Consider the following 19,265-nt stretch of genomic DNA (forward strand, 5'->3'; position numbering starts at 1 on the left):
AGTGTTCATAATGATGTTGGAAAATATAAAGAAACTAATTTCTTATTATGAGGAAGTCATAAGTTTGCCGCATCGTAATGAAGTAGCTAGAGAATTACGAAATGAGGATGATTTCTTTTTGCTATTACTTTATTCGGAAATGCTTGGAATCCCGAATCCAGTTTACTACTATACATTAGAGTTGTACCCGTATATTATCGAAGATTTTCATGATTGGCATTTGCGAATGGGGATGGATAAATCTCCATTAAGTGGTATTCGTTGTTGCTAATAGTTGAGAGGGGGATTTGGTGTGGAAGTATTACATAAACGTATTATTTTTGTTGGTGGTAAGGGGGGAGTAGGTAAGTCAAGTTCTGCTGCTGCAATTGCTTGGAAATTAGCAAAGGAGGGCAATAAGACATTACTTATATCAACCGACCCTGCACATAATGTGGGGGATATATTTCAAACCACCATAGGCGGGAAAATAAAAAAATTAGCTAATTCCCTTTATGGATTAGAGATTGACCCTGAAATAGAGACTGAATCTTATATCCGATCCGTGAAGGAAAATATTCAAGGTGTGGTTCATGTAGGAATGATTGAGGAGGTTAATCGACAGCTGGATACTGCAAAAGCCTCTCCTGGTGCAGACGAAGCAGCTTTATTTGATAAATTAATCTCAATTATTTTGGAAGAAGGGAATCAGTTTGATAAACTAATATTTGATACTGCTCCAACTGGACATACGATTCGCTTGTTGACCCTACCGGAATTAATGGGAATTTGGATAGAGGGATTATTAAAAAAACGAAAGAAAACGAACGATAATTATTCGCAACTATTGAATGACGGAGCACCTGTAGAAGATCCAATATACGATGTTTTACATGAAAGACAGCTTCGTTTCTCAAAAGCAAGAGAAATTTTACTCGATCAACAACAAACAGGCTTTCTATTTGTATTAAATCCTGAACGACTTCCTATATTGGAAACAAAAAAGGCCATCGATTTGTTAGGACAGTACCATCTTCTTGTTGATACTGTAATAATAAATAAAGTGTTACCTGAAAATGTAGATGGCACGTTTTATAAAAGAAGAAAAGAGCACGAACAACAGTATATGAAATTAATTCATGAATATTTTCAAGATCAAAATAAAGTTATAATCCCTTTATTTACTGAAGATATAACAAGTATGGAGCAATTGGAAAAAATGAATAGCTTTTTATAGAAAGGAAGATTTTGATGAGAGGGTTAGTACACGAACGTAATCAAGTAACAATCAAAGATATGGACGAGCCAACACCAGCTTCAAATGAAGTTGTTGTTAAATTAAAGGCAGCTGGCTTAAATCGAAGAGACTTGGCAATTCCGAAACGTAGAGGCGATGAACAAGAAGCTTTAATTCTTGGCTCTGATGGTGCTGGAGTGATCGATTCTATTGGAGATGAAGTAGAGAACGTACAAGTTGGTGATGAAGTGATAATTAATCCATCATTAAGATGGAAGCAAAATAGTGATGCACCTCCGAAAGGATTTGATATTTTAGGAATGCCTGATCACGGAACTATAGCTGAGAAAATTGTAATTGCTTCAGACCAAGTAGAACCAAAGCCATCTTATTTGTCTTGGGAAGAGGCAGCAGTGTTTTCGTTGGCAGCACTTACAGGTTATCGGGCAATCTTTACGAAAGGTAAGTTACAACCGGGGGAGACTGTATTTATTCCAGGTGCGGGAAGTGGAGTTGCATCATTTCTAATTCATTTTGCTAAAAATCATGGTGCACGAGTAATTACTACATCTCGTAGTAAGGATAAACAAGAAAAAGCAAAGGATTTAGGAGCAGACGTTGTATTGGATACTTCGGATGATTGGGAAGCAGCTTTACAGGACGAGACGATAGATATGGTTATTGACAGTGTAGGAAAAGCCACTTTTCATCGCTCTTTAGCAGTACTGAAAAAAGGGGGAAGATTTGTTACATTCGGGGCAACGACGGAAGATGTCATTGATTTTGACTTACGTTCATTCTTCTATGGACAATACCAATTAATCGGCACAACGATGGGATGTAAAGAAGAGTTAGAGGCTGCATTAAATCATTACATTAAATATGAAACACGTCCTGTTGTAGATAAAGTATTTAACTTAGAAGAAAGCCTAGATGCTTTAGAGTATTTAAAAGAAGGGAAACAATTTGGGAAGGTAGCGATACGTATTTCATAAGGTAATAAAATAGTTCTATACATCAGAGCAGTTGAAAATAGGGAGTAATCAAATCGGGTACTGAATGAATCGGAACTACTTATTTTTGTTCGCAAAATAAGCTTGGTGCCTAAGTACCGTTGAAAAACCTATTTTCACACTGCAATGTTTTTTGATACAAGAATTCCTGTGGGATGAAGGCATAGGTGAGATACCGGCATATGAGCAACCCGATACTGACCAGTCCATGGACGAGCGGAATTTAATTCTAATCTTGATTATCAATTAACACTTATAGTAGTCTTTCTTAATTTAAATGAGGTTCTAGAATACGCTTGACTTTGTTCATTTTTTCACTACAAGCTTGATAAATAGCTTTTGAAGTGGGATTATCTGTTGCTAAGGCAAAAAGTTCTAAATCTGCTTGTGATTTTTTTATCTTTGCTAATAGTAAAGCAGATTGATTTGGAGTCGCCACTGCTAGATGATCGTCGTAAAGATCCACGTACAATTGACCTTGATGGTCTACTTGTCCTAGGAATACATTTTCTAGTGTGATATTTTGCTTTTCAAGTTCTGTATGAAGCCATTCTGGATTTAAAGCAGCATTTGCTAATGGTTCTAACATGATATTGCCATCCATAATGACTGTTTGCGGTTCTTTATCAGGCGCTACTGCTATTCCTAAATCTTTCGCTGTTAAAGGTCGGTTTTCTTTTTTAGGAAGTATATTGAATGTACCAGAAGGCTCTAGTACAGCAAATTCTACATCGGATGCTAAGAAAACATTATTATCTCTTAGTTTTTCCATCAATTCATCAGTAGAGTACCCTTCTTTTTTCAAATTATCTTCCATTATTTTTCCATCTTGTATAAATACAGTGCTTTTTCCCTCTGTAAAATCTCGAACTCGTTTACTTTTTAAGGAGAGCTTTTCCATTCCATAAGGCACGATAAACCAGATAAACATAGCAAGCAGTGCATAATAAAAATTAGTACTTGGATCCATGGTATGGACGGCAGCGATTCCTCCTAGCACAATGCCTGTAATGGTCTCAAAAATATTAAATTGTGATATCTGTTTTGTACCAAGCCACTTTACTAAAAGGAAAAGAATAATAATCAAGGTGAGGGATCGAAATATTACAATTGTCCATTCTGGCATATGACATCCTCCTATGATTTATATTGTGGTTCCTCTTTTGTCAATTTTATTACTTGATTGTTCATATCATTTTTTACTTCTTCTAAAAGTATATTTGCTTGTTCAATAGCTGATTGCAATTCAGTATTTCGAGTGGTCTCATGTAAGGACTCTAAGGCGCTTTCTATACTTTTTATGGAAGCGTAACAGCTTTTTACTTGTGATCCTACAGTCATAAATTATAGCTCCTATCCTTTAGGTTTAAATATTAATGCTCCAATTACACCAAAAATGATTGCCGCTGAAATACCAGCACTTGTAACTTCAAACATCCCTGTTACTACTCCAATTAGTCCATGCTTTTCAGCCTCTTGCATTGCTCCATGCACAAGAGAGTTACCAAAGCTAGTAATAGGAACTGTTGCTCCAGCGCCAGCAAAATCAATTAAAGGCTCATATAATCCGATTCCATCTAGAATTGCACCACTAATAACTAAAATAGTCAGCGTATGTGCAGGAGAGAGTTTAAATACATCAAACATTATTTGGCCAATCACGCAGATGAGGCCGCCGACCACAAAAGCCCAGAAAAAAATCATTCGTTATCACTCCCTGATTCAATAGATACTGCATGAGCAATACAAGGAATAGGATCTTTTTGATTCACTGATAATGGAGAATGCAGGGACCCAGTCGCTACCATTAAGATACGTTTTAGTTTACCCTCAGCCATTTGTTTTAGAAAATGTCCGTAAGTTACAATAGCTGAACAGGCGGGACCACTAGCACCAGATAAGACTGGCTGACCTTCTCGATAAATGGTTAAGCCACAATCTACATATTGATCAGGATTAATATCGATATTTCTTTCATGCATATAATCTAACGAAACTTCTCTACCAATATGTCCAAGATCTCCCGTAATAATTAAATCATAATAAGAAGGGTCAATATTCCTATCTTGTAGATGTGCCTCGATCGTATCAGCGGCAGCTGCAGCCATTGCCCCGCCCATATTAAATGGATCGGTCATTCCCATGTCTACGATTTTTCCAATCGTAGCGGATGTTACATAAGGTCCGTTTCCTTGTTTTGCTACTAATGCACAACCAGCGCCGGTTACTGTCCACTGCGCAGTAGGTGGTTTTTGTCCGCCATATTCTGTTGGGTAACGAAATTGTTTTTCTGCTGCAGCATTATGACTTGAAGCGCCAGTTAAAATATAATTTGCACCACCAGAATTAATAATTGTTGCGGCAAGTGCTAAGCTTTCCATAGAGGTGGCACAAGCACTAAAAACACCTAAGTATGGTGTACCTACTGTTTTAGCAGCAAAACTAGTAGGGGTGATTTGATTTATTAAATCACCAGCAATAAAAAATTCAACATTTTCTTTTTCGATAGGGGATTTCTTTATCGCTATTTGACAAGCTTCTTCTAGCATTTTTTGTTGTGCTTTTTCAAAGGAATCTTGTTTAATCCACATATCTTCGTGTAAAGTGTCAAAGGCTTCTGGAATACTTCCGTTTGCTTCAAAAGGTCCACCTACAGTTCCAGTTGTTATAATTGATGGTCTATTGATGAACTCCCATGTACGGTGCCCAGTTAACATTAGAATCCACCCCATTGAATAAGAATAGTTTTAATTAGTGCAACAACAAATGCGGAAAATACACCGTAGACTATGACAGGTCCTGCTAGCTTTAACATATTTCCGCCGACACCTAAGATAAATCCTTCTGTACGATGTTCAATAGCGGCTGAAATAACCGCATTACCAAATCCAGAAACAGGAACCGCAGAACCAGCGCCAGCAAATTGACCAATTCGATCGTATACACCAAATCCCGTTAATAACATGGTTATAAAAATCAGTGTTGCAGTCGTAGGATTACCGACTGTTTGTTCTGTAAATTGAAATTGATAAATATAAAATGTAGAAATAATTTGTCCAATAAAGCAGATTAACCCGCCAATTAGGAATGCTTTAATACAATTTTTTAGTATCGGGCGTTTAACTTCTCTTTTTTCTTGGAAATCTTGGTATTGTTGTTGTTCAGGCGGTAAATTCTTCTTTTTGTTATCAGCCATTGCACTCACCCTTTCTTCAAGTTTGTTCTCTAGCAAGGTGAATAATTCTATCCACTTCTTTATTGATCTGTTTATTGGTAATATCATTTTGTTTAATCTTTTTTTCAATTTCTCTTGTTTCAATTAATATTTTCTTATCTGTAGAAAGCTCTACATGTTCACCTTTAAATTCTTGTTCTAATAACTTTTGGTACTGTTTTCGTTTTTTGGCTAACATAAAACGTTTGTGATGCTCTATATTAACAGTCACGAGTAACGTATGCTTCGTATTGACAGCATGTACTTCCGTAACTTCTTCGAATTGAGATAGTAGTTCTTTTGCTTTGTTAGAAGGTTGCTGACGAATAATATTAAAATTGGTATTTATTTGTTCGATAGATGGGTTTTTATTAGGATCTTGTGTATTTTGATCCGTTTCCTGGTTACATGCTGTTAATAAAAATATACATATAATAGCTATCCATATAATTTTTTTCCTCATCTTCAAATACCTCACTTTTTGTATGTAAATGAGATAGGGACAAAAAGTAATAAAACAAAAGACAATCAAACAAAAAAGGAAGGAGTAATCATTGATGTGTAACAGTTTTAGTGTAATTGATTCTTCACAAATGGTTGATTATCTTTTGAAATTAACCTTCTATGCTATGTCCCAATCTCTATATATTATTGACGATATTGCGGTTCTTCTTGTTCGATTTGTTGCATACGTGGCTCCACACTATCTAGAATAGCTTGTGTTTGTTGCGCAGCTTGCTGATAAATTTGTTGCGCTTGCTTGTTTTCTGTTTGTAAGGCAAATTGTTCAAAGCTAGCTTGTGCGCTTTTTAATCCTGCAATGGTTTGTTTTACTTGTGTTCCAACGGTCATATTACCTCATCCTTTCTTTAACAGATATACATATTTATTTTGTAAACACACTCTCTTTTTTATTCTTTTAATACATTTCCATTTAATGACAAGAAAAAATAAATGAAACTTTTTACATAGGTAAGTCGTCTAATATAATAGGGAGAGTAGGTAAAATGCAAAAATGGATTCGATGGATTATTTGCCTTATTTTGATTACAGGTATATGGATTTTCTTAAGTCTGGATAAAGAAAAAGTAGTATTAGGAAAAACATCAACGGTTTCCTTTGAAGACGATTTTTTATTACATATACGTATTCAACAGACAGATGAGGGTGTTCAAGTACAAAACTCAATACAGTATTTAGGAGAAAGTACAGTAGTAGTGGAACATAAACAACCTTTAATCTCTGTATCGTATAATACACATTCATTTGAAGGAGAAACAGTTCAAAGAGAAATGAAAAACGGAAATATTTATTATCAACCTAAGGCAGATTTGGAATTTCCTGAAGATAAGGAATATATTCGATTTAAAGTGAAATGTAAAGTTGATGGAGAGGATTTAGAGTTTGATTACACGGAAAAAATTCAATTTGATACATGAAAAAACCGAGGTGTTTAATTATTTAAACAACTCGGTCTTTTGTTATTTTGTATTGGGTTGGCATTTATTATGGGATAAGAGTGAAATTATCTCCATGGTATAGAGAAGAACGATTTATTTTCTATTCAACTGTTTTTCCTGAACAAAAGAACTAACATCCATACGTGTTGGAATTGCGAATTTTCTTTTCATTTGATTGGACCAGGTATCAATTTTATTATTTGAAGAACGGCTTGCATAATAATCCGATACAGTTTCATCATATTTTTGTATGTAACTTTTTTGATCCTCAAATGGTTTATATGTATTCTCATGATAGATAGTTTCCATTGGTAAGCGCGGTTTGATATCGGGTTGATGATCAGGGTGTCCAATTGCTAAACCAAATAACGGGATAACATGTTGAGGTAAATGCAATAAATCATTAAATTTACGTATGTTATTACGTAAACTACCTAAATAACAAATTCCCAATCCCATTGATTCAGCAGCTATTGCTGCATTTTGTGAAGCTAGGGTAGCATCAATAACAGATACCATAAATTGCTCGGTGCTTTCCAAATTATTGAGGTAATCAGGATTTTCATCGGGATTATCTTCTAATTGATGTATTCGATGTAAATCTGCACAAAATAGTAATAAATGTGCACTTGTTTTTACATGATTATGTCCAGAGATTTCATACAGATCTTGCTTTAATGTGGTATCGGTAACACCGATAATTGTATATGCCATGACATTACTCGATGTAGATGCACATTGAGCTGATTCTATAATTTCCTTTATTTGATAATCGGTTAGAGGTTGATTCGTAAATTTTCTAATTGATCGGTGATTTTTAAGTGTTTCAATAATTTTATTCATACACTTATACCTCCTAGTCATTGATATTCTTTGATATTATCATGGTGTGATTTTCGTGCTTTTTTTCTTCAGATTCATCCCAAGAACGGTATGATTGGTCTGTTATTTCATCTAGTTTAGGGGATATTACATTGATCTCTTGATCATTTATCCAATCTATACCTATAATTGGTCGAGTATATTCTATTATCGTATCATCGCTTTCAGGCATAATCAATGAAACAACTCGCCAATCTATTAAATCAATAGATACTAAATGAGATAGGGGAACATTTTGGGATTCCCTTATAAATTGAAAGATAATATTTTGATTATTAGGGGAGACATAATAATTTGAAAACCTTGCAACATCAGCTAATAATATTGCAGCGTTACTTTCGTCATCATGATTAAAAATAATGTAGGAACATCGTTCATTCATACAAGCAAATTCAAGTAAATATATTAATCGATCTTCAATTGGAAGATGTTGCATATTCATGTTCTTTATTGCTTCATCTCTGTTTTCTGCACCTTGTAAATAATAATCGAGTATAGGAACTCTGTTTAAATGAATGGTTAGTTGTTCATCTTCTAGAAAAAACTCAATAAATTGATCGACTTCTTCATCTTTTTCATCTACTTCCTCAATAAGTACAGGGTCTTTTGCTTCTTCTGCAGATTCTACTTTCTTAATAATTACATCATTATTATCGGAGCAAGCAACTAATCCGATTAAGAGAATGATAAGCATAATCAATGTAAAATATATGTACTTCATAAGACTTTTCTCCTTGACTATTAGTATATAAATCCTATTATATATCATTTTGTGGTACTTTTCTGTAAATAATAAAAATTTGATATTAACAATTATTTTTACCATAGGGTAATTTTTTTGGTACACTCGATAATAAGAGGTTAAAATGTTACTCAGGATGGTGATAAAGTGAAGACGTTTAAATTACGTAAGTTGGAAATACTTGAACACGATAAACAAATGGATCCGTATGAAATCAATTTATTAGATGGTTTAATAATTAATAGAGAAGATGAACATGATCAATGGTTAGTAGAAGCATATATTGATAAAACTTATGAGGATTATTTCATAAATAAACAAAATGAAGAAATAATGATACAAGCTACTATTACGAAGGATACCAATGAACCGGCAACTTTTATTACCAATATAGAATCAATTAATGAAATTGGTAATCACATTAATGTATTATTGTTAGGAAAAATTATTGATAAAAGAAAAAGTATAGTGGAGGAGTTATTAACAACATTAGTTAAAGAAGGTTATGAGGGCAATGAGCTTATCCATAAATTCAAAAATAGTTTCTAATAATCATATTGCTTATATAGGAGAAAATATATGTCAAAGAATAAATATCAACGTAATGTACTGAATCAATTATCGCCAGTACAATTATTATTACTGTTTTATGGGATCGCAGTCGTTTTTTCTACGGTACTTTTATCCCTGCCAGTTGCTCATAAACCGGATGTGAATATACCGTTTATCGATATCATGTTTACGGCGGTTAGTGCAATTAGTGTGACAGGGTTAAGTACAATAACCATAGTAGATAGCTTTAGTACTATCGGAATTGTTTTTTTGGCAATTATCATGCAGCTCGGTGCGGTAGGAATCATGGCAATCGGAACATTGATATGGTTAATTTTAGGGAAAAGAATCGGTTTCAAAGAACGCAGTATGATAATGACAGACCAAAACCAAACTCATTTTGATGGTATGGTCAGGCTAATTAAAGGAATCATTTATGTGTTATTGATTATTGAATTAATCGGTTTTTTAATACTAGGAACATATTATTTGCAATATTTTCCTACTGCTAGAGAAGCATACATACAAGGCTTTTTTGGTACGATTAGTGCTATTTCTAACGGAGGTTTTGATATAACTGGACAATCGTTGGTTCTTTTTAAAGACGATTATTTTGTTCAATTTATCCAAATCTTATTAATAATATTTGGAGCAATTGGTTTCCCAGTACTAATTGAATTAAAAGAGTATTTATTCCGTAAGAGAACGGAGAGAAATTTATTTCACTTTAGTTTATTTACAAAGGTTACTACAGTTACTTTTTTTGTACTAATTGTAATCGGTGCTCTAGGAATTTATCTTTTAGATATGAACGCATTTTTTAAGGGATTAACGTGGCATGAGAGTTTATTTTATGCTTTATTCCAATCCGTGACAACTAGAAGTGGTGGATTATCCACAATGGATGTTAGCTTACTTACAGAAACAAATCAATTGTTTATGTCTGGGTTAATGTTTATTGGAGCCTCACCGAGCAGTGCCGGAGGTGGGATACGTACGACGACTTTTGCATTAGCTATTATCTTCGTCTTTACATATATTAGAGGGGGGAATAGTGTACGCATTTTTAATCGAGAAGTATACAACGACGATCTAATAAAAGCAGTTTCTATCACTTTATTTGCGATTACATTGGTTATTTTTTCAACATTGGTTTTGACTGCGTTAGAGCCATTATTTACATTAGAAGAAATTTTGTTTGAGGTAACATCTGCTTTTGGAACAGTTGGGTTATCGTTGGGTATCACAAGTGAATTATCAAATATAAGTAAAATATTAATCATGTTATTAATGTTTATAGGACGGATTGGAATTGTTACATTTTTACTTATATTTAAGCGGAAAAAGAAGAAAGCGAAGTATCATTATCCGAAAGAAAGAATTATTATTGGCTAAGTTATAACGCTTTATACTGACGTGGAAAGAAAAATCATTGCCTTTATCTTCAATAAAAACAAAATGGCTTGTGCATTTTGTTCAGCACAAGCCATTCTTTATTGATTAAAATTAGCAGTAAAATGCAGCGCCTACAATTACCAACAAGATAAAAAGCACTACAATCAATGCAAAACCATTACCGTAGCCGCCGCCATAACCGCCGCAGCCGTATCCGCCGTATCCATAGCCCATGCTTTTTCACCTCCCGATGTTACATTAATACTGTATGCATCTATGGTAAATGTGTATAGACGTTTGTACCGGGTGTGTAAAAATCGTAGTATATCTTATTAAAAAATTGAAGGTTAAGAAAGAGGTAAGAGTGGTGCCAAGAACGAAAGCACCTTTCTGTGTGAAATTTCATTCTACAAAAGAGAAATATGTTTATTTTCAAATGATTTATTGGTAATATGGAAGAAGCAGGATATACTACATTTATAGGTTTTGTACATAGTATGGAAAGGGGTGCCTATTTAATGGAACTACTATTCGGTGTTGTTTGTTTTGGAATTATCGTACTAAATATCGGGTACTGCTTAATGGATAATGAATAATAAAAAGACAGATTCGTTTAAAATCGAATCTGTCTTTTTTAATGAGTTAGTCCTAGCTCGTTAAAAGGATAAATTATTAATTCTGATTTACCGATAATATCTTCTTTCGGTATATATCCAAGCCCGTTTCGACTATCCTTACTAATAAGTCGATTATCTCCCATAACAAAATAATTTTCTTCAGGGATAATGATTGGCCCGAAGTTGCTTGTAGAATATAAGGCATCTTTGGATAGGAAGGATTGAGTATAAGCATCACCATTAATATACAATTGATGATCTTTTATTTCTATCTCTTCACCGGGTAAGCCAATGATACGTTTTACATAATTTTTAGGAGGTTGACGAATAATTACAATATCTCCACGGTCAGGCTCATCAAGCATATAAACTACTTTATTAAAAATAACTCTTTCACCGTTTTCAAGTGTAGGGGCCATGCTTTCACCTTCTACAATAGAAGTTGCAAATATAAATGTTCGCAAAAAAAGGGCGATAATGATAGCTAATACAATTGCTTTAATGCCACTGACCCATTCATTCCTATCTTTTTTGTTAGTCACAATGGACCATCCTCCGATGATAAAAGGTTATACTAATCGTAGCATAATTTATATTATATTTCGAGATTAATTATCTAAAAATTTCTCAATATTTTTACTGGTTTAGAAACTTTTCTATTCGATCTAGTCCTTTATTTAATACATCTTCATGGTAGGCGTAAGATAACCTCATAAATCCTTCTCCATATTGTGAAAAACTATTACCAGGTACAAGTGCTACTTTTGCTTGTTTTACTAATGTCAATCCGAATTCAAATGAGTTTTCGTTTCTCATTGGAAAACGAGGAAACATGTAAAACGCTCCTTCTGGTAGTTGAACATCGATTCCCATTGATGTAAGGCGGTTGTAAACTAAATCTCTTCTACTTTTATACGTATCTTTTATCAGTTGCAAATGATCATCGTTAGAATTAAAAGCTTCTAGTGCAGCATATTGACTTATAGAAGAAGCACAAGAAACATTGTATTGATGAACTTTTAACATATGTTTAGACAACCAATGAGGGGCTAGCGCATATCCAATACGAAAGCCGGTCATGGAATGAGACTTTGACAAACCATTAATTACAATTGTTTGATCTCTCATCTCAGGATACGATGCTATAGATACATGAGGTTGATCAAAGATAATTTCACTATAAATTTCATCAGACAGTATAAATAGTTTTTTATCTTTTAATACAGAAACAATTTCATCAAGCTCCTTCTTCGTATAAGCTGCACCAGTTGGGTTGGAAGGAGAAGGGATAATTATACATTTTGTCTTCTCTGTAATGGTCTCTTCTAGTTGAGACTTAGTTATTTTGAAATTGGTCTTTGTTGTGTCCATATGTATAGGTTTGGCACGTGCTAGTGTAATTAATGGTTCATACCCAGGGTAAATTGGTGCTGGTAAGATCACTTCATCACCAGGCTCTAAAATTGTACGGAGGGTAATATCAATAGCCTCTGAAGCTCCTGCAGTTACGATAATTTCTGATTCTGGATGATATGGAATCTGATATCGAGATTCATAGTAGTTAGCAATAGCTTTACGTAACTCTATTACACCAGCATTTGCGGTGTAAGTTGTATGATTATTATTAACCGCATTTATGGAAGCTTGTTTTATTGCATGTGGAGTATAAAAGTCAGGTTGACCAATGGTTAACGAAACAATATCTTTTTCGTTAGAAACGAGATTAAAAAACTTTCGAATTCCTGATATTTCAATGTTTTGTACTTGCTGATTTAATAAATGTTCCATGTATTTCACCATGCCTTTTTCATAATTGAGGAAAATTTTAATAAAATGTTCAAATAATTTAGATTTATAATATATTTTTCGGGTATAATAATAATAACAGATAAATAGGAGGATTACTTATGCGACCTAAAGCATTAGATTTTGAACAACTAGTTAGTCAAAATAAACAAGAACTATTGAACGATGAAGAAAGTATAACACAAATCGAGCTTCGATTAGAAAATAAACAAGAAGCAATTGTTCTTGCAGAAAGACAAAAGAATCAACAGAAAATAATTGCAGGGGACCGTTTTTAGGTTTCCTGTTTTTTTATTTGTTGTTTATTAGAGAATTGCATGAGTAGAACTGCTCCGATAATTGCAAGCATACCTGCAAATTGTACAACCGAGAGTGGCTCGGTAAACACCATAATACCGATAAAAGTAGCTACTACCGGTTCTATAGTTGACAGTATTGACGCTTTTGAAGCTTCTACAAATTGTAAGCCATATGTATAAAAGATATAGGCTAACGCTGTAGGCAAAAACCCAAGTCCTATAGCAAGAAGGAGAGGAGCGGGATTCATAAGCAAGGTTATTTTTTCTTGATATGGGAAAAATGGAATCAATGCTACAGCTGCCACAATAAAGGTAAATGTTGTAACGGTTAAACTGGAATACTTTTGCAGCGCATATTTACTAAAAATACTATAGAGTGCGTATCCAAAACCTGAACCTAGTCCAAATAAAACTCCAGTTATATGTAGATTTTGCAAGCTGGATCCAGCAATACCAGCAACTAGACATGTTCCAATTAGTGTGCTAAATAAGGCAATAATTTTAATTTTGGTCAGTTGTTCTTTAAACAACATCCATGACAGTATAGTAACGAATGCTGGTCCTGTATAAAGCAAAGAAGTAGCGACTGGTATAGTTGTTAATTCAATAGCAGTGAACATACAAAAATTGAAGAAAATGATACTGAAAATACCGGTTCCTATAAAATATTTGATATCAGTCCACGCTTTTAATTTTAATTGATTTCTATTAGTTATTATTAAGAAAGGTACTAAAATAATTGCAGTAGACCATGCGCGTAATATTACAATTTCCATCGGGGTAAACCCAAATTCACTTAAATGCTTTACATACCAGCTAATCGTACCCCAAAGCCCTGCCCCAATAACAATGAGCAAAATATAACGATTCAAAGACAATGTCCCCCTTAACTACCATAAACCGGAATGTGTGAAAATAATATGTATATATCTTCTAAATATGTCAATAATGCAAGGAAAATCACAGATATAGGAAGATGAATTATGCTATTAAATGATATTATTACATTTGGAAACATAGGTATTGATGAATTATATGTCTATATAATTCTATTTTTCCTGTTTTGCATGCTTGTTTATTACTTTATCAGACCATTATCTCTTTGGGCAATAAATAAAAAGATGCATCGTTTAATTTCTTATGTAGTAGTTACGCTTCTATTGGTTATATGTATATTAATGGTGACAAATTATATGGGTAGTGTTCAGTTACATCGGGCTTTAAAAGTAGGTTTGCAAATTAGTGCTTTTTTTGGATTTTGTATTATGATAATATCTCCAATTATGCGTTTTTTGCAAAAACCAGTAAAATAACCAAAGGAATAATATCCTTTGGTTATTTTATATCTTGATGGGTATTTAATTGTTCTGTAGTATTTTCCAACCATTCATAGACTGGGTGGAAATATTCATTAGGAGTTTTTAAACTATCTGGAGCTGCATTCATCACAAGTTGTTTTTCTGTATCAGATAGTTTCTCAAACTTGTCTTTTAATACATGTGTTTGTTCAGCATATTTGTGTGATTCATAAATGAAGTCTTGAAGTTCCATGTCTTCATTCCTCCTTTATGTTCTATACCCCAAATAAAAATAAAACAAACTTAAAAACGCTTTGATTTAGTAGGTGGCCATTCCATTTTCCCTAGAGAAGAAGGGGTATAATAATTCGATTGGTATCTTCTTGTTTGCGAAGGATTCTTTTTTTCCTGTTTCCAACCAATGTATTGATAAACTAATTTTTTTGCTTGAGAAAGTGGCATCTTTGTATGTGGATTTCGATATGTTTCATCTAATGAACCCAAATGCTCCAAAGTTTTAAAATCTTCCTTTGTCGGAGGGATATGAAAAAAGTAGTGGTCTACTTTTACAAGTAATGTAGAATGTTGGCTACTCAGCTTTGGATGATCACTAAAATGTAATCCAATTTTTCTAGCTTTTTTTTCTTTTAATAATTGATGGATAGCTTTCTTTTTAATTTGGTATAAGTGCTTTGGCTCCGGAGCAGTTTTAGCGTGTTTATTTATAGAAAATAATGCTTGTGCAAGTTTATGCACGGTTACATCATCGGACATTTTTCTTTCTCCTCCCAATAAGAAAAGATATACTATATCCTAACGCAACGCTTGTCCATTTTCAATAAGTTGTAGTAAAACATTTTAAAAATATTGTTTTTAAAGTGAAAAAGTAGCTGAAAATGAACATATATTAATAAATTTAAGAAGATCCTATCAAAATGTATGATGGGATCTTCTGGGAATTTATCTATTAAATTTATTGTACCTTATTTAAATCTTCTGCAATTGCTTCCATATTTTGTTCTTCTATTCCATTGTAATTTTTAATTACTTCACCTTCAGGACTAACTAGAAAAAATGAGGTGCCGTGTGTCACTTGATCTGTGCCTTCGGGAGGAGCTTGAACAAAGTTTTTAAATGATTTTATCGATAGTTCTCGAATTGTTTCAAAATCATATCCAGTTAATAAAGACCAGTTCTCAAAGCTAGCATCATAATTTTGTGCATATTCTTTTAAAACTTCTGGGGAATCGTTTTCAGGATCTACACTGAACGAAATTAATTGAACATCTAAATCTTCAGATTCAATCATTCCTTGTAGCTGTGACATATTATATGTCATTGGCATACAGACAGTCGTACAATTAGTGAAGATAAAGTTGGCAACCCACCATTCGCCTTCAAGGTCGCTTAATGAAACAGCTTCATTGTCTTGATTTGTAAATTCAAAATCAGCTACTTGCTCTGACATCGTAGATTCAATATTATAATCTTCCCCGCAACCTACCAGAACCATGCTTAATAAAAGTAATAATATTAAATTTCTCATTTTTATAAATTCCCTTTCAATACTGTTTTATCGTAATTGTATCATGTAATTAAATATAGTGTGATGAACGATTTATGAACATTTATTTATGTACTTTCAGACATTCATTACTTCGATATGAGAGGATAAGCAACAGAAAATATGGGGGATGAACTGATTTAAGATGTCCGATGCTACTTATGAGTAATTAGGTTTATGGTAATACATACCGTAATGGCTGGACGAAAACCATCACGGAATGCAATATGTGTGATTTATTCTGACTTTAATTCATACATATGAAGTTCTGGCTTACATAAGAACCGATATGGGAGCCTAGTAGTACCGATACCACTGTTAACGTAAAGGTTGAAATTGGGATGAAGATCATATTTACCCTGGACATATTTTTCTGCATATGGGGGAGTATAAAGATCCCCAATAAAAGGAAAACGAACTTGACCACCATGACTATGTCCCGATAGTTGAACCTGAACAGGATAATTTTTTGTGATATCCGCAAAATCTGGTTCATGAGACAATAGAATAGTAAAATCATTTTCTTGTTGATTCTGCAAAGCTTTATTTAAATCAGGTTTACCTAACATAACATCATCAATACCTGCCAACGTAAAATAACTACCATCTTTACTTATTGGGACAGATTCATTTTGTAGTAAGGAAAATTCTCCAGCTTCCATGATATCTTTTACAATCTCCGTGCCGTAACCCCCATGGTCGTGATTACCGTATATCCAATACTTTCCATATTCTGCATTCATTGATCGAAGAATTTCGACGATTCGATCGTCCCAATAAAATTGATTTGGTTTATCAACTAGATCACCACTAAAAAGTATTAAATCTGGCTGAAGCTGATTTATTTTTATCGCAAGCTCTTTAAACTGATCTAAATCATAATGGAAACCGATATGTGTATCAGAAAATTGAATGATTCTAAAGTTATGAAAGGCAGCTGGAATATTGGGGAAGTGGATGGGTTCTTCTGTGACTTTCAACAGATTTGGTTCTATATCTTTTGCATAAAAGTACGTCCCGCCACTAAGTCCAATCAACGTTATTAAACTCCCGAAAGAGCGTTTCAAAAAAGTTCTTCGGTTCATTTATCTCATGCCTCTCTTAATAAACAGATGTAGAAAGTATAGCATGAAAATATATAAATTTTAATTAAAAAGTGCATTGTTTATTGAATGAATCCACTTTCTAAGTTTGTCTGAAAAATGAATATTTTAGTAAGAATTACATTTAATAAAAGAAAAAAGCTAAAAAGAAGAACTACATAGTTCATAAGTGTTGTACTACCACCATGTAGCTTCTTTAAATAATGCGTTAGGAGTGATCACATGATTCACAAGAAGAGATGTTCCTTCCTTCCATTTGAATTGTGCAATGAGATATAGAGAATGAATCTTGAAGTATTTTTGTTGCTTCTTCTAATAATTGATCTCTATTTGTTTGTTCTGTTACTTGTATATGACAACTCATGGATGGAAATTCGGAAGTAATAGACCATACATGAAGATCGTGTACGTCTTGTACTCCTGATAATGACAGTAAACTTCTTTTCATTTCATCAATATTAACATTCGTTGGCTTACCTTCCATTAAAATATGCAACGAATCTTTAGTAATACGAATGCCAGAAATAATAATTAATATTGCTACGATAATACTCGCTATTGGGTCCGCAATATTCCAATTAAATAGTAAAATCAAAGCTCCTGCAACCAAAGCTCCGATAGATCCTAATAGATCACCCATTACATGGAGTAGGGCACTTTTTAAATTTAAATTTTCTTCTGCGTTCCCTTTCATTAATAGCCAAGCAACGAGTATATTAACACAGAAACCGATAAAAGCTATAATCATCATAGCTCCACTAACTTCAGGTGGTTCAACAAATCGTCGAAGGGCTTCGATAAAAATAAAGATCGAAATTAAAATAAGCGTTACACCATTAATAAACGCAGCTATAATTTCAAACCGCTTATAACCAAACGTTTTATTAGCGGTAATGCTTTTTTCTCCGATATTAAATGCAAGGAGTGTTAACCCTAAAGCAGCTGCATCACTTAACATATGCCCTGCATCCGATAGTAATGCTAAACTATTTGTGAGTATACCCCCAACAGCTTCCATAATCATAAATGAGAATATAATAAGAAAGCTCCAAAATAGTACTTTCTTATTTGTTGTATGGTGATGATGGGAATGATCATGATTGTGTTCCAATATTATACCTCCTTCGTTGTATGCTCCATATGTTCAATAGCTTGTTCTAACAATTTAATTACATGCTCATCATCAGGAGAATAAAAGTACATGTTTTTTTCTCTTCTTTTTTTAACTAGCTGCAATTGTCTTAGATATTTTAATTGATGAGAAATCGCTGACTGAGTAAGATCCAAATGCTGTACAATTTCATTTACGGAACTTTCTTTTTGGAAAAGTAAATGTAAAATTCGAATACGTGTAGGGTCGGATAAAGCTTTAAATATCTGCGAAATATGTTCTATGGAGTTTTCTTCTAAATAGTTAATCGTCAATGGAATCATTCCTTTACAATATGATCATATGCTCATATTGTATAATTTGTTTTTGAAGTTTGCAAAAGATAATACGATATAGAGGTGTCATTTATTTTTATATGGTAAAATATAGTTGGAGTGTTTTGGGGGATGTGTGGATTTATTTTGCAAGATGTAAATAGAAAGGGGCGAGTGTATTGAGTACAATTCAGGAAACCCAGTTATCTGACTTGTTAATTAGAGATTATTTTGTTCCGTCAGAAAAAGTTGCCCATGTACAGTTAAATAATCCATTAGAACATGCTTTGTTAGTATTAGTAAAATCAGGCTATGCAGCGGTACCTGTACTTGATTCCTCCTATAAATTTGTTGGAATCATAGGGAAAACAGTCATTTTGAATGAAACATTAGGTTTAGAGAAATTTGAAATGGAAAGACTTGCTGAAATAAAGGTTGAAGAAGTAATGAACACAGACGTACCTACGTTGACAAGAGATCATACAATACTTGATGGGTTAAATGCAGTGATTAATCATGCCTTTATATGTATTGTAGATAATGAAGGTTATTTTGATGGAATACTAACTAGAAGGGCAATTTTGAAACAAGTAAAGAAAAACATATATATAAATGCGTACAAAAAATAACAGCTTCTTTTATGAAGGCTGTTTATTTTTTTTGAATTCTAGTACCAAAA

The 19,265-nt window shown here is 33.4% G+C and carries 29 protein-coding genes; 10 read left to right on the forward strand and 19 right to left on the reverse strand.

The window, feature by feature from the left end; genetic code table 11:
- The first annotated feature begins 13 nt into the window (after positions 1 to 13).
- Genes OB_RS07175 through OB_RS07185 form a run of 3 tightly spaced genes read left to right on the forward strand, consistent with a single transcriptional unit; the run spans position 14 to position 2,211 of the window.
- The gene (locus OB_RS07175) at positions 14 to 271 is read left to right on the forward strand and encodes a cory-CC-star protein (RefSeq protein WP_041544516.1); all 258 of its coding nucleotides are present in this window, start codon (positions 14 to 16) and stop codon (positions 269 to 271) included.
- A gap of 21 nt (positions 272 to 292) precedes the next feature.
- Positions 293 to 1,216 carry an ArsA family ATPase gene (locus tag OB_RS07180; RefSeq protein WP_011065781.1) on the forward strand — a complete coding sequence of 308 codons (924 nt, stop codon included), beginning with the start codon at positions 293 to 295 and terminating at the stop codon, positions 1,214 to 1,216.
- A gap of 14 nt (positions 1,217 to 1,230) precedes the next feature.
- Entirely contained in the window at positions 1,231 to 2,211 is a 981-nt protein-coding gene (locus OB_RS07185) for a zinc-binding dehydrogenase (protein ID WP_011065782.1), read from the forward strand.
- Between the two features lie 286 nt (positions 2,212 to 2,497).
- Here the strand turns inward: OB_RS07185 and OB_RS07190 are convergent, their stop codons facing one another.
- The 7 genes from OB_RS07190 to OB_RS07220 all read right to left on the reverse strand — a co-directional run bounded on the left by OB_RS07190 (position 2,498) and on the right by OB_RS07220 (position 6,295).
- The gene (locus tag OB_RS07190) at positions 2,498 to 3,355 is read right to left on the reverse strand and encodes a DUF421 domain-containing protein (RefSeq protein ID WP_011065783.1); all 858 of its coding nucleotides are present in this window, start codon (positions 3,353 to 3,355) and stop codon (positions 2,498 to 2,500) included.
- Positions 3,356 to 3,366: 11 nt separating this feature from the next.
- Positions 3,367 to 3,570, reverse strand: a complete 204-nt coding sequence (locus tag OB_RS07195; RefSeq protein WP_011065784.1) for a DUF1657 domain-containing protein — start codon at positions 3,568 to 3,570, stop codon at positions 3,367 to 3,369.
- Positions 3,571 to 3,582: 12 nt separating this feature from the next.
- Positions 3,583 to 3,933, reverse strand: a complete 351-nt coding sequence (gene spoVAE / locus OB_RS07200) for a stage V sporulation protein AE (RefSeq protein ID WP_011065785.1) — start codon at positions 3,931 to 3,933, stop codon at positions 3,583 to 3,585.
- On the reverse strand, positions 3,930 to 4,946 hold the full coding sequence (gene spoVAD / locus OB_RS07205) for a stage V sporulation protein AD (protein ID WP_011065786.1): 1,017 nt from the start codon (positions 4,944 to 4,946) through the stop codon (positions 3,930 to 3,932). The genes spoVAE and spoVAD overlap by 4 nt, the downstream gene beginning before the upstream one ends.
- Complete coding sequence (spoVAC, locus tag OB_RS07210; RefSeq protein ID WP_011065787.1) at positions 4,946 to 5,425, reverse strand: stage V sporulation protein AC; 480 nt, start codon at positions 5,423 to 5,425, stop codon at positions 4,946 to 4,948. The genes spoVAD and spoVAC overlap by 1 nt, the downstream gene beginning before the upstream one ends.
- Positions 5,426 to 5,441: 16 nt before the next feature.
- Positions 5,442 to 5,906, reverse strand: a complete 465-nt coding sequence (locus OB_RS07215) for a YhcN/YlaJ family sporulation lipoprotein (RefSeq protein WP_011065788.1) — start codon at positions 5,904 to 5,906, stop codon at positions 5,442 to 5,444.
- 185 nt (positions 5,907 to 6,091) lie between these two features.
- Entirely contained in the window at positions 6,092 to 6,295 is a 204-nt protein-coding gene (locus tag OB_RS07220) for a DUF1657 domain-containing protein (protein WP_011065789.1), read from the reverse strand.
- Between the two features lie 155 nt (positions 6,296 to 6,450).
- Between OB_RS07220 and OB_RS07225 the strand changes: the two genes are divergently transcribed.
- Positions 6,451 to 6,882, forward strand: coding sequence for a hypothetical protein (locus OB_RS07225; RefSeq protein ID WP_011065790.1), 432 nt, complete (start codon positions 6,451 to 6,453; stop codon positions 6,880 to 6,882).
- Between the two features lie 114 nt (positions 6,883 to 6,996).
- Here the strand turns inward: OB_RS07225 and nfsA are convergent, their stop codons facing one another.
- Together nfsA and OB_RS07235 are read right to left on the reverse strand one after the other, a co-directional pair.
- Positions 6,997 to 7,746, reverse strand: coding sequence for an oxygen-insensitive NADPH nitroreductase (gene nfsA / locus OB_RS07230; protein ID WP_011065791.1), 750 nt, complete (start codon positions 7,744 to 7,746; stop codon positions 6,997 to 6,999).
- Positions 7,747 to 7,759: 13 nt separating this feature from the next.
- Positions 7,760 to 8,506 (reverse strand): hypothetical protein, encoded by a 747-nt coding sequence (locus tag OB_RS07235; RefSeq protein WP_011065792.1) that lies wholly within the window; start codon positions 8,504 to 8,506, stop codon positions 7,760 to 7,762.
- Between the two features lie 168 nt (positions 8,507 to 8,674).
- On the opposite strand from OB_RS07235, the gene OB_RS07240 reads away from it, so the two are divergent.
- Together OB_RS07240 and OB_RS07245 are read left to right on the forward strand one after the other, a co-directional pair.
- A complete protein-coding gene (locus OB_RS07240; protein WP_011065793.1) occupies positions 8,675 to 9,076 on the forward strand; it encodes a YwpF-like family protein in 402 nt (133 codons plus the stop codon).
- 30 nt (positions 9,077 to 9,106) lie between these two features.
- The gene (locus OB_RS07245; protein ID WP_011065794.1) at positions 9,107 to 10,474 is read left to right on the forward strand and encodes a TrkH family potassium uptake protein; all 1,368 of its coding nucleotides are present in this window, start codon (positions 9,107 to 9,109) and stop codon (positions 10,472 to 10,474) included.
- Positions 10,475 to 10,585: 111 nt separating this feature from the next.
- Here OB_RS07245 and OB_RS18635 read toward each other — a convergent pair whose 3' ends face one another.
- A complete protein-coding gene (locus OB_RS18635; protein ID WP_011065795.1) occupies positions 10,586 to 10,708 on the reverse strand; it encodes a YjcZ family sporulation protein in 123 nt (40 codons plus the stop codon).
- 218 nt (positions 10,709 to 10,926) lie between these two features.
- Here OB_RS18635 and OB_RS18390 point away from each other — a divergent pair, with 218 nt between their 5' ends.
- Positions 10,927 to 11,070 (forward strand): hypothetical protein, encoded by a 144-nt coding sequence (locus OB_RS18390; RefSeq protein ID WP_160162350.1) that lies wholly within the window; start codon positions 10,927 to 10,929, stop codon positions 11,068 to 11,070.
- A 38-nt stretch (positions 11,071 to 11,108) separates the two neighbouring features.
- Here OB_RS18390 and lepB read toward each other — a convergent pair whose 3' ends face one another.
- Both lepB and OB_RS07255 read right to left on the reverse strand, forming a co-directional pair.
- The gene (gene lepB / locus OB_RS07250) at positions 11,109 to 11,633 is read right to left on the reverse strand and encodes a signal peptidase I (protein WP_011065796.1); all 525 of its coding nucleotides are present in this window, start codon (positions 11,631 to 11,633) and stop codon (positions 11,109 to 11,111) included.
- A gap of 94 nt (positions 11,634 to 11,727) precedes the next feature.
- Positions 11,728 to 12,879, reverse strand: a complete 1,152-nt coding sequence (locus tag OB_RS07255; protein WP_011065797.1) for an aminotransferase A — start codon at positions 12,877 to 12,879, stop codon at positions 11,728 to 11,730.
- A gap of 119 nt (positions 12,880 to 12,998) precedes the next feature.
- Here OB_RS07255 and OB_RS18155 point away from each other — a divergent pair, with 119 nt between their 5' ends.
- The gene (locus OB_RS18155; protein WP_011065798.1) at positions 12,999 to 13,175 is read left to right on the forward strand and encodes an FbpB family small basic protein; all 177 of its coding nucleotides are present in this window, start codon (positions 12,999 to 13,001) and stop codon (positions 13,173 to 13,175) included.
- Here the strand turns inward: OB_RS18155 and OB_RS07260 are convergent.
- The gene (locus OB_RS07260) at positions 13,172 to 14,068 is read right to left on the reverse strand and encodes a DMT family transporter (protein ID WP_011065799.1); all 897 of its coding nucleotides are present in this window, start codon (positions 14,066 to 14,068) and stop codon (positions 13,172 to 13,174) included. The genes OB_RS18155 and OB_RS07260 overlap by 4 nt on opposite strands.
- A gap of 111 nt (positions 14,069 to 14,179) precedes the next feature.
- On the opposite strand from OB_RS07260, the gene OB_RS07265 reads away from it, so the two are divergent.
- Positions 14,180 to 14,509, forward strand: coding sequence for a hypothetical protein (locus OB_RS07265; RefSeq protein WP_011065800.1), 330 nt, complete (start codon positions 14,180 to 14,182; stop codon positions 14,507 to 14,509).
- A gap of 22 nt (positions 14,510 to 14,531) precedes the next feature.
- Here the strand turns inward: OB_RS07265 and OB_RS07270 are convergent, their stop codons facing one another.
- The 6 genes from OB_RS07270 to OB_RS07295 all read right to left on the reverse strand — a co-directional run bounded on the left by OB_RS07270 (position 14,532) and on the right by OB_RS07295 (position 18,586).
- Complete coding sequence (locus OB_RS07270; RefSeq protein ID WP_011065801.1) at positions 14,532 to 14,747, reverse strand: hypothetical protein; 216 nt, start codon at positions 14,745 to 14,747, stop codon at positions 14,532 to 14,534.
- A gap of 50 nt (positions 14,748 to 14,797) precedes the next feature.
- Positions 14,798 to 15,268 carry a YkyB family protein gene (locus tag OB_RS07275; protein WP_011065802.1) on the reverse strand — a complete coding sequence of 157 codons (471 nt, stop codon included), beginning with the start codon at positions 15,266 to 15,268 and terminating at the stop codon, positions 14,798 to 14,800.
- 199 nt (positions 15,269 to 15,467) lie between these two features.
- Positions 15,468 to 16,040: an SCO family protein gene (locus tag OB_RS07280; RefSeq protein WP_011065803.1), complete on the reverse strand. Its 573-nt coding sequence runs from the start codon at positions 16,038 to 16,040 to the stop codon at positions 15,468 to 15,470.
- A gap of 254 nt (positions 16,041 to 16,294) precedes the next feature.
- Positions 16,295 to 17,143 carry a metallophosphoesterase gene (locus tag OB_RS07285; protein WP_011065804.1) on the reverse strand — a complete coding sequence of 283 codons (849 nt, stop codon included), beginning with the start codon at positions 17,141 to 17,143 and terminating at the stop codon, positions 16,295 to 16,297.
- Between the two features lie 226 nt (positions 17,144 to 17,369).
- Positions 17,370 to 18,272, reverse strand: a complete 903-nt coding sequence (locus OB_RS07290; RefSeq protein ID WP_011065805.1) for a cation diffusion facilitator family transporter — start codon at positions 18,270 to 18,272, stop codon at positions 17,370 to 17,372.
- Between the two features lie 2 nt (positions 18,273 to 18,274).
- Positions 18,275 to 18,586: an ArsR/SmtB family transcription factor gene (locus tag OB_RS07295; RefSeq protein ID WP_011065806.1), complete on the reverse strand. Its 312-nt coding sequence runs from the start codon at positions 18,584 to 18,586 to the stop codon at positions 18,275 to 18,277.
- A 179-nt stretch (positions 18,587 to 18,765) separates the two neighbouring features.
- Between OB_RS07295 and cbpB the strand changes: the two genes are divergently transcribed.
- The gene (gene cbpB / locus OB_RS07300; RefSeq protein WP_011065807.1) at positions 18,766 to 19,215 is read left to right on the forward strand and encodes a cyclic-di-AMP-binding protein CbpB; all 450 of its coding nucleotides are present in this window, start codon (positions 18,766 to 18,768) and stop codon (positions 19,213 to 19,215) included.
- The last annotated feature ends 50 nt before the right edge of the window (positions 19,216 to 19,265 follow it).

The organism is Oceanobacillus iheyensis HTE831, from assembly GCF_000011245.1.
GTDB classification, from domain to species: Bacteria; Bacillota; Bacilli; order Bacillales; family Amphibacillaceae; genus Oceanobacillus; species Oceanobacillus iheyensis.

Excerpts from the sequence above, each read along its gene's own strand:
- OB_RS07175 (WP_041544516.1), top strand. The coding sequence starts at position 14 with ATGTTGGAAAATATAAAGAAACTAATTTCTTATTATGAGGAAGTCATA.
- OB_RS07185 (WP_011065782.1), top strand. The coding sequence starts at position 1,231 with ATGAGAGGGTTAGTACACGAACGTAATCAAGTAACAATCAAAGATATG.
- OB_RS07190 (WP_011065783.1), bottom strand. The coding sequence starts at position 3,355 with ATGCCAGAATGGACAATTGTAATATTTCGATCCCTCACCTTGATTATT.
- OB_RS07195 (WP_011065784.1), bottom strand. The coding sequence starts at position 3,570 with ATGACTGTAGGATCACAAGTAAAAAGCTGTTACGCTTCCATAAAAAGT.
- spoVAE (WP_011065785.1), bottom strand. The coding sequence starts at position 3,933 with ATGATTTTTTTCTGGGCTTTTGTGGTCGGCGGCCTCATCTGCGTGATT.
- spoVAD (WP_011065786.1), bottom strand. The coding sequence starts at position 4,946 with ATGTTAACTGGGCACCGTACATGGGAGTTCATCAATAGACCATCAATT.
- spoVAC (WP_011065787.1), bottom strand. The coding sequence starts at position 5,425 with ATGGCTGATAACAAAAAGAAGAATTTACCGCCTGAACAACAACAATAC.
- OB_RS07215 (WP_011065788.1), bottom strand. The coding sequence starts at position 5,906 with ATGAGGAAAAAAATTATATGGATAGCTATTATATGTATATTTTTATTA.
- OB_RS07220 (WP_011065789.1), bottom strand. The coding sequence starts at position 6,295 with ATGACCGTTGGAACACAAGTAAAACAAACCATTGCAGGATTAAAAAGC.
- OB_RS07225 (WP_011065790.1), top strand. The coding sequence starts at position 6,451 with ATGCAAAAATGGATTCGATGGATTATTTGCCTTATTTTGATTACAGGT.
- nfsA (WP_011065791.1), bottom strand. The coding sequence starts at position 7,746 with ATGAATAAAATTATTGAAACACTTAAAAATCACCGATCAATTAGAAAA.
- OB_RS07235 (WP_011065792.1), bottom strand. The coding sequence starts at position 8,506 with ATGAAGTACATATATTTTACATTGATTATGCTTATCATTCTCTTAATC.
- OB_RS07245 (WP_011065794.1), top strand. The coding sequence starts at position 9,107 with ATGTCAAAGAATAAATATCAACGTAATGTACTGAATCAATTATCGCCA.
- OB_RS18635 (WP_011065795.1), bottom strand. The coding sequence starts at position 10,708 with ATGGGCTATGGATACGGCGGATACGGCTGCGGCGGTTATGGCGGCGGC.
- OB_RS18390 (WP_160162350.1), top strand. The coding sequence starts at position 10,927 with ATGGAAGAAGCAGGATATACTACATTTATAGGTTTTGTACATAGTATG.
- OB_RS07255 (WP_011065797.1), bottom strand. The coding sequence starts at position 12,879 with ATGGAACATTTATTAAATCAGCAAGTACAAAACATTGAAATATCAGGA.
- OB_RS18155 (WP_011065798.1), top strand. The coding sequence starts at position 12,999 with ATGCGACCTAAAGCATTAGATTTTGAACAACTAGTTAGTCAAAATAAA.
- OB_RS07265 (WP_011065800.1), top strand. The coding sequence starts at position 14,180 with ATGCTATTAAATGATATTATTACATTTGGAAACATAGGTATTGATGAA.
- OB_RS07270 (WP_011065801.1), bottom strand. The coding sequence starts at position 14,747 with ATGGAACTTCAAGACTTCATTTATGAATCACACAAATATGCTGAACAA.
- OB_RS07275 (WP_011065802.1), bottom strand. The coding sequence starts at position 15,268 with ATGTCCGATGATGTAACCGTGCATAAACTTGCACAAGCATTATTTTCT.
- OB_RS07280 (WP_011065803.1), bottom strand. The coding sequence starts at position 16,040 with ATGAGAAATTTAATATTATTACTTTTATTAAGCATGGTTCTGGTAGGT.
- OB_RS07285 (WP_011065804.1), bottom strand. The coding sequence starts at position 17,143 with ATGAACCGAAGAACTTTTTTGAAACGCTCTTTCGGGAGTTTAATAACG.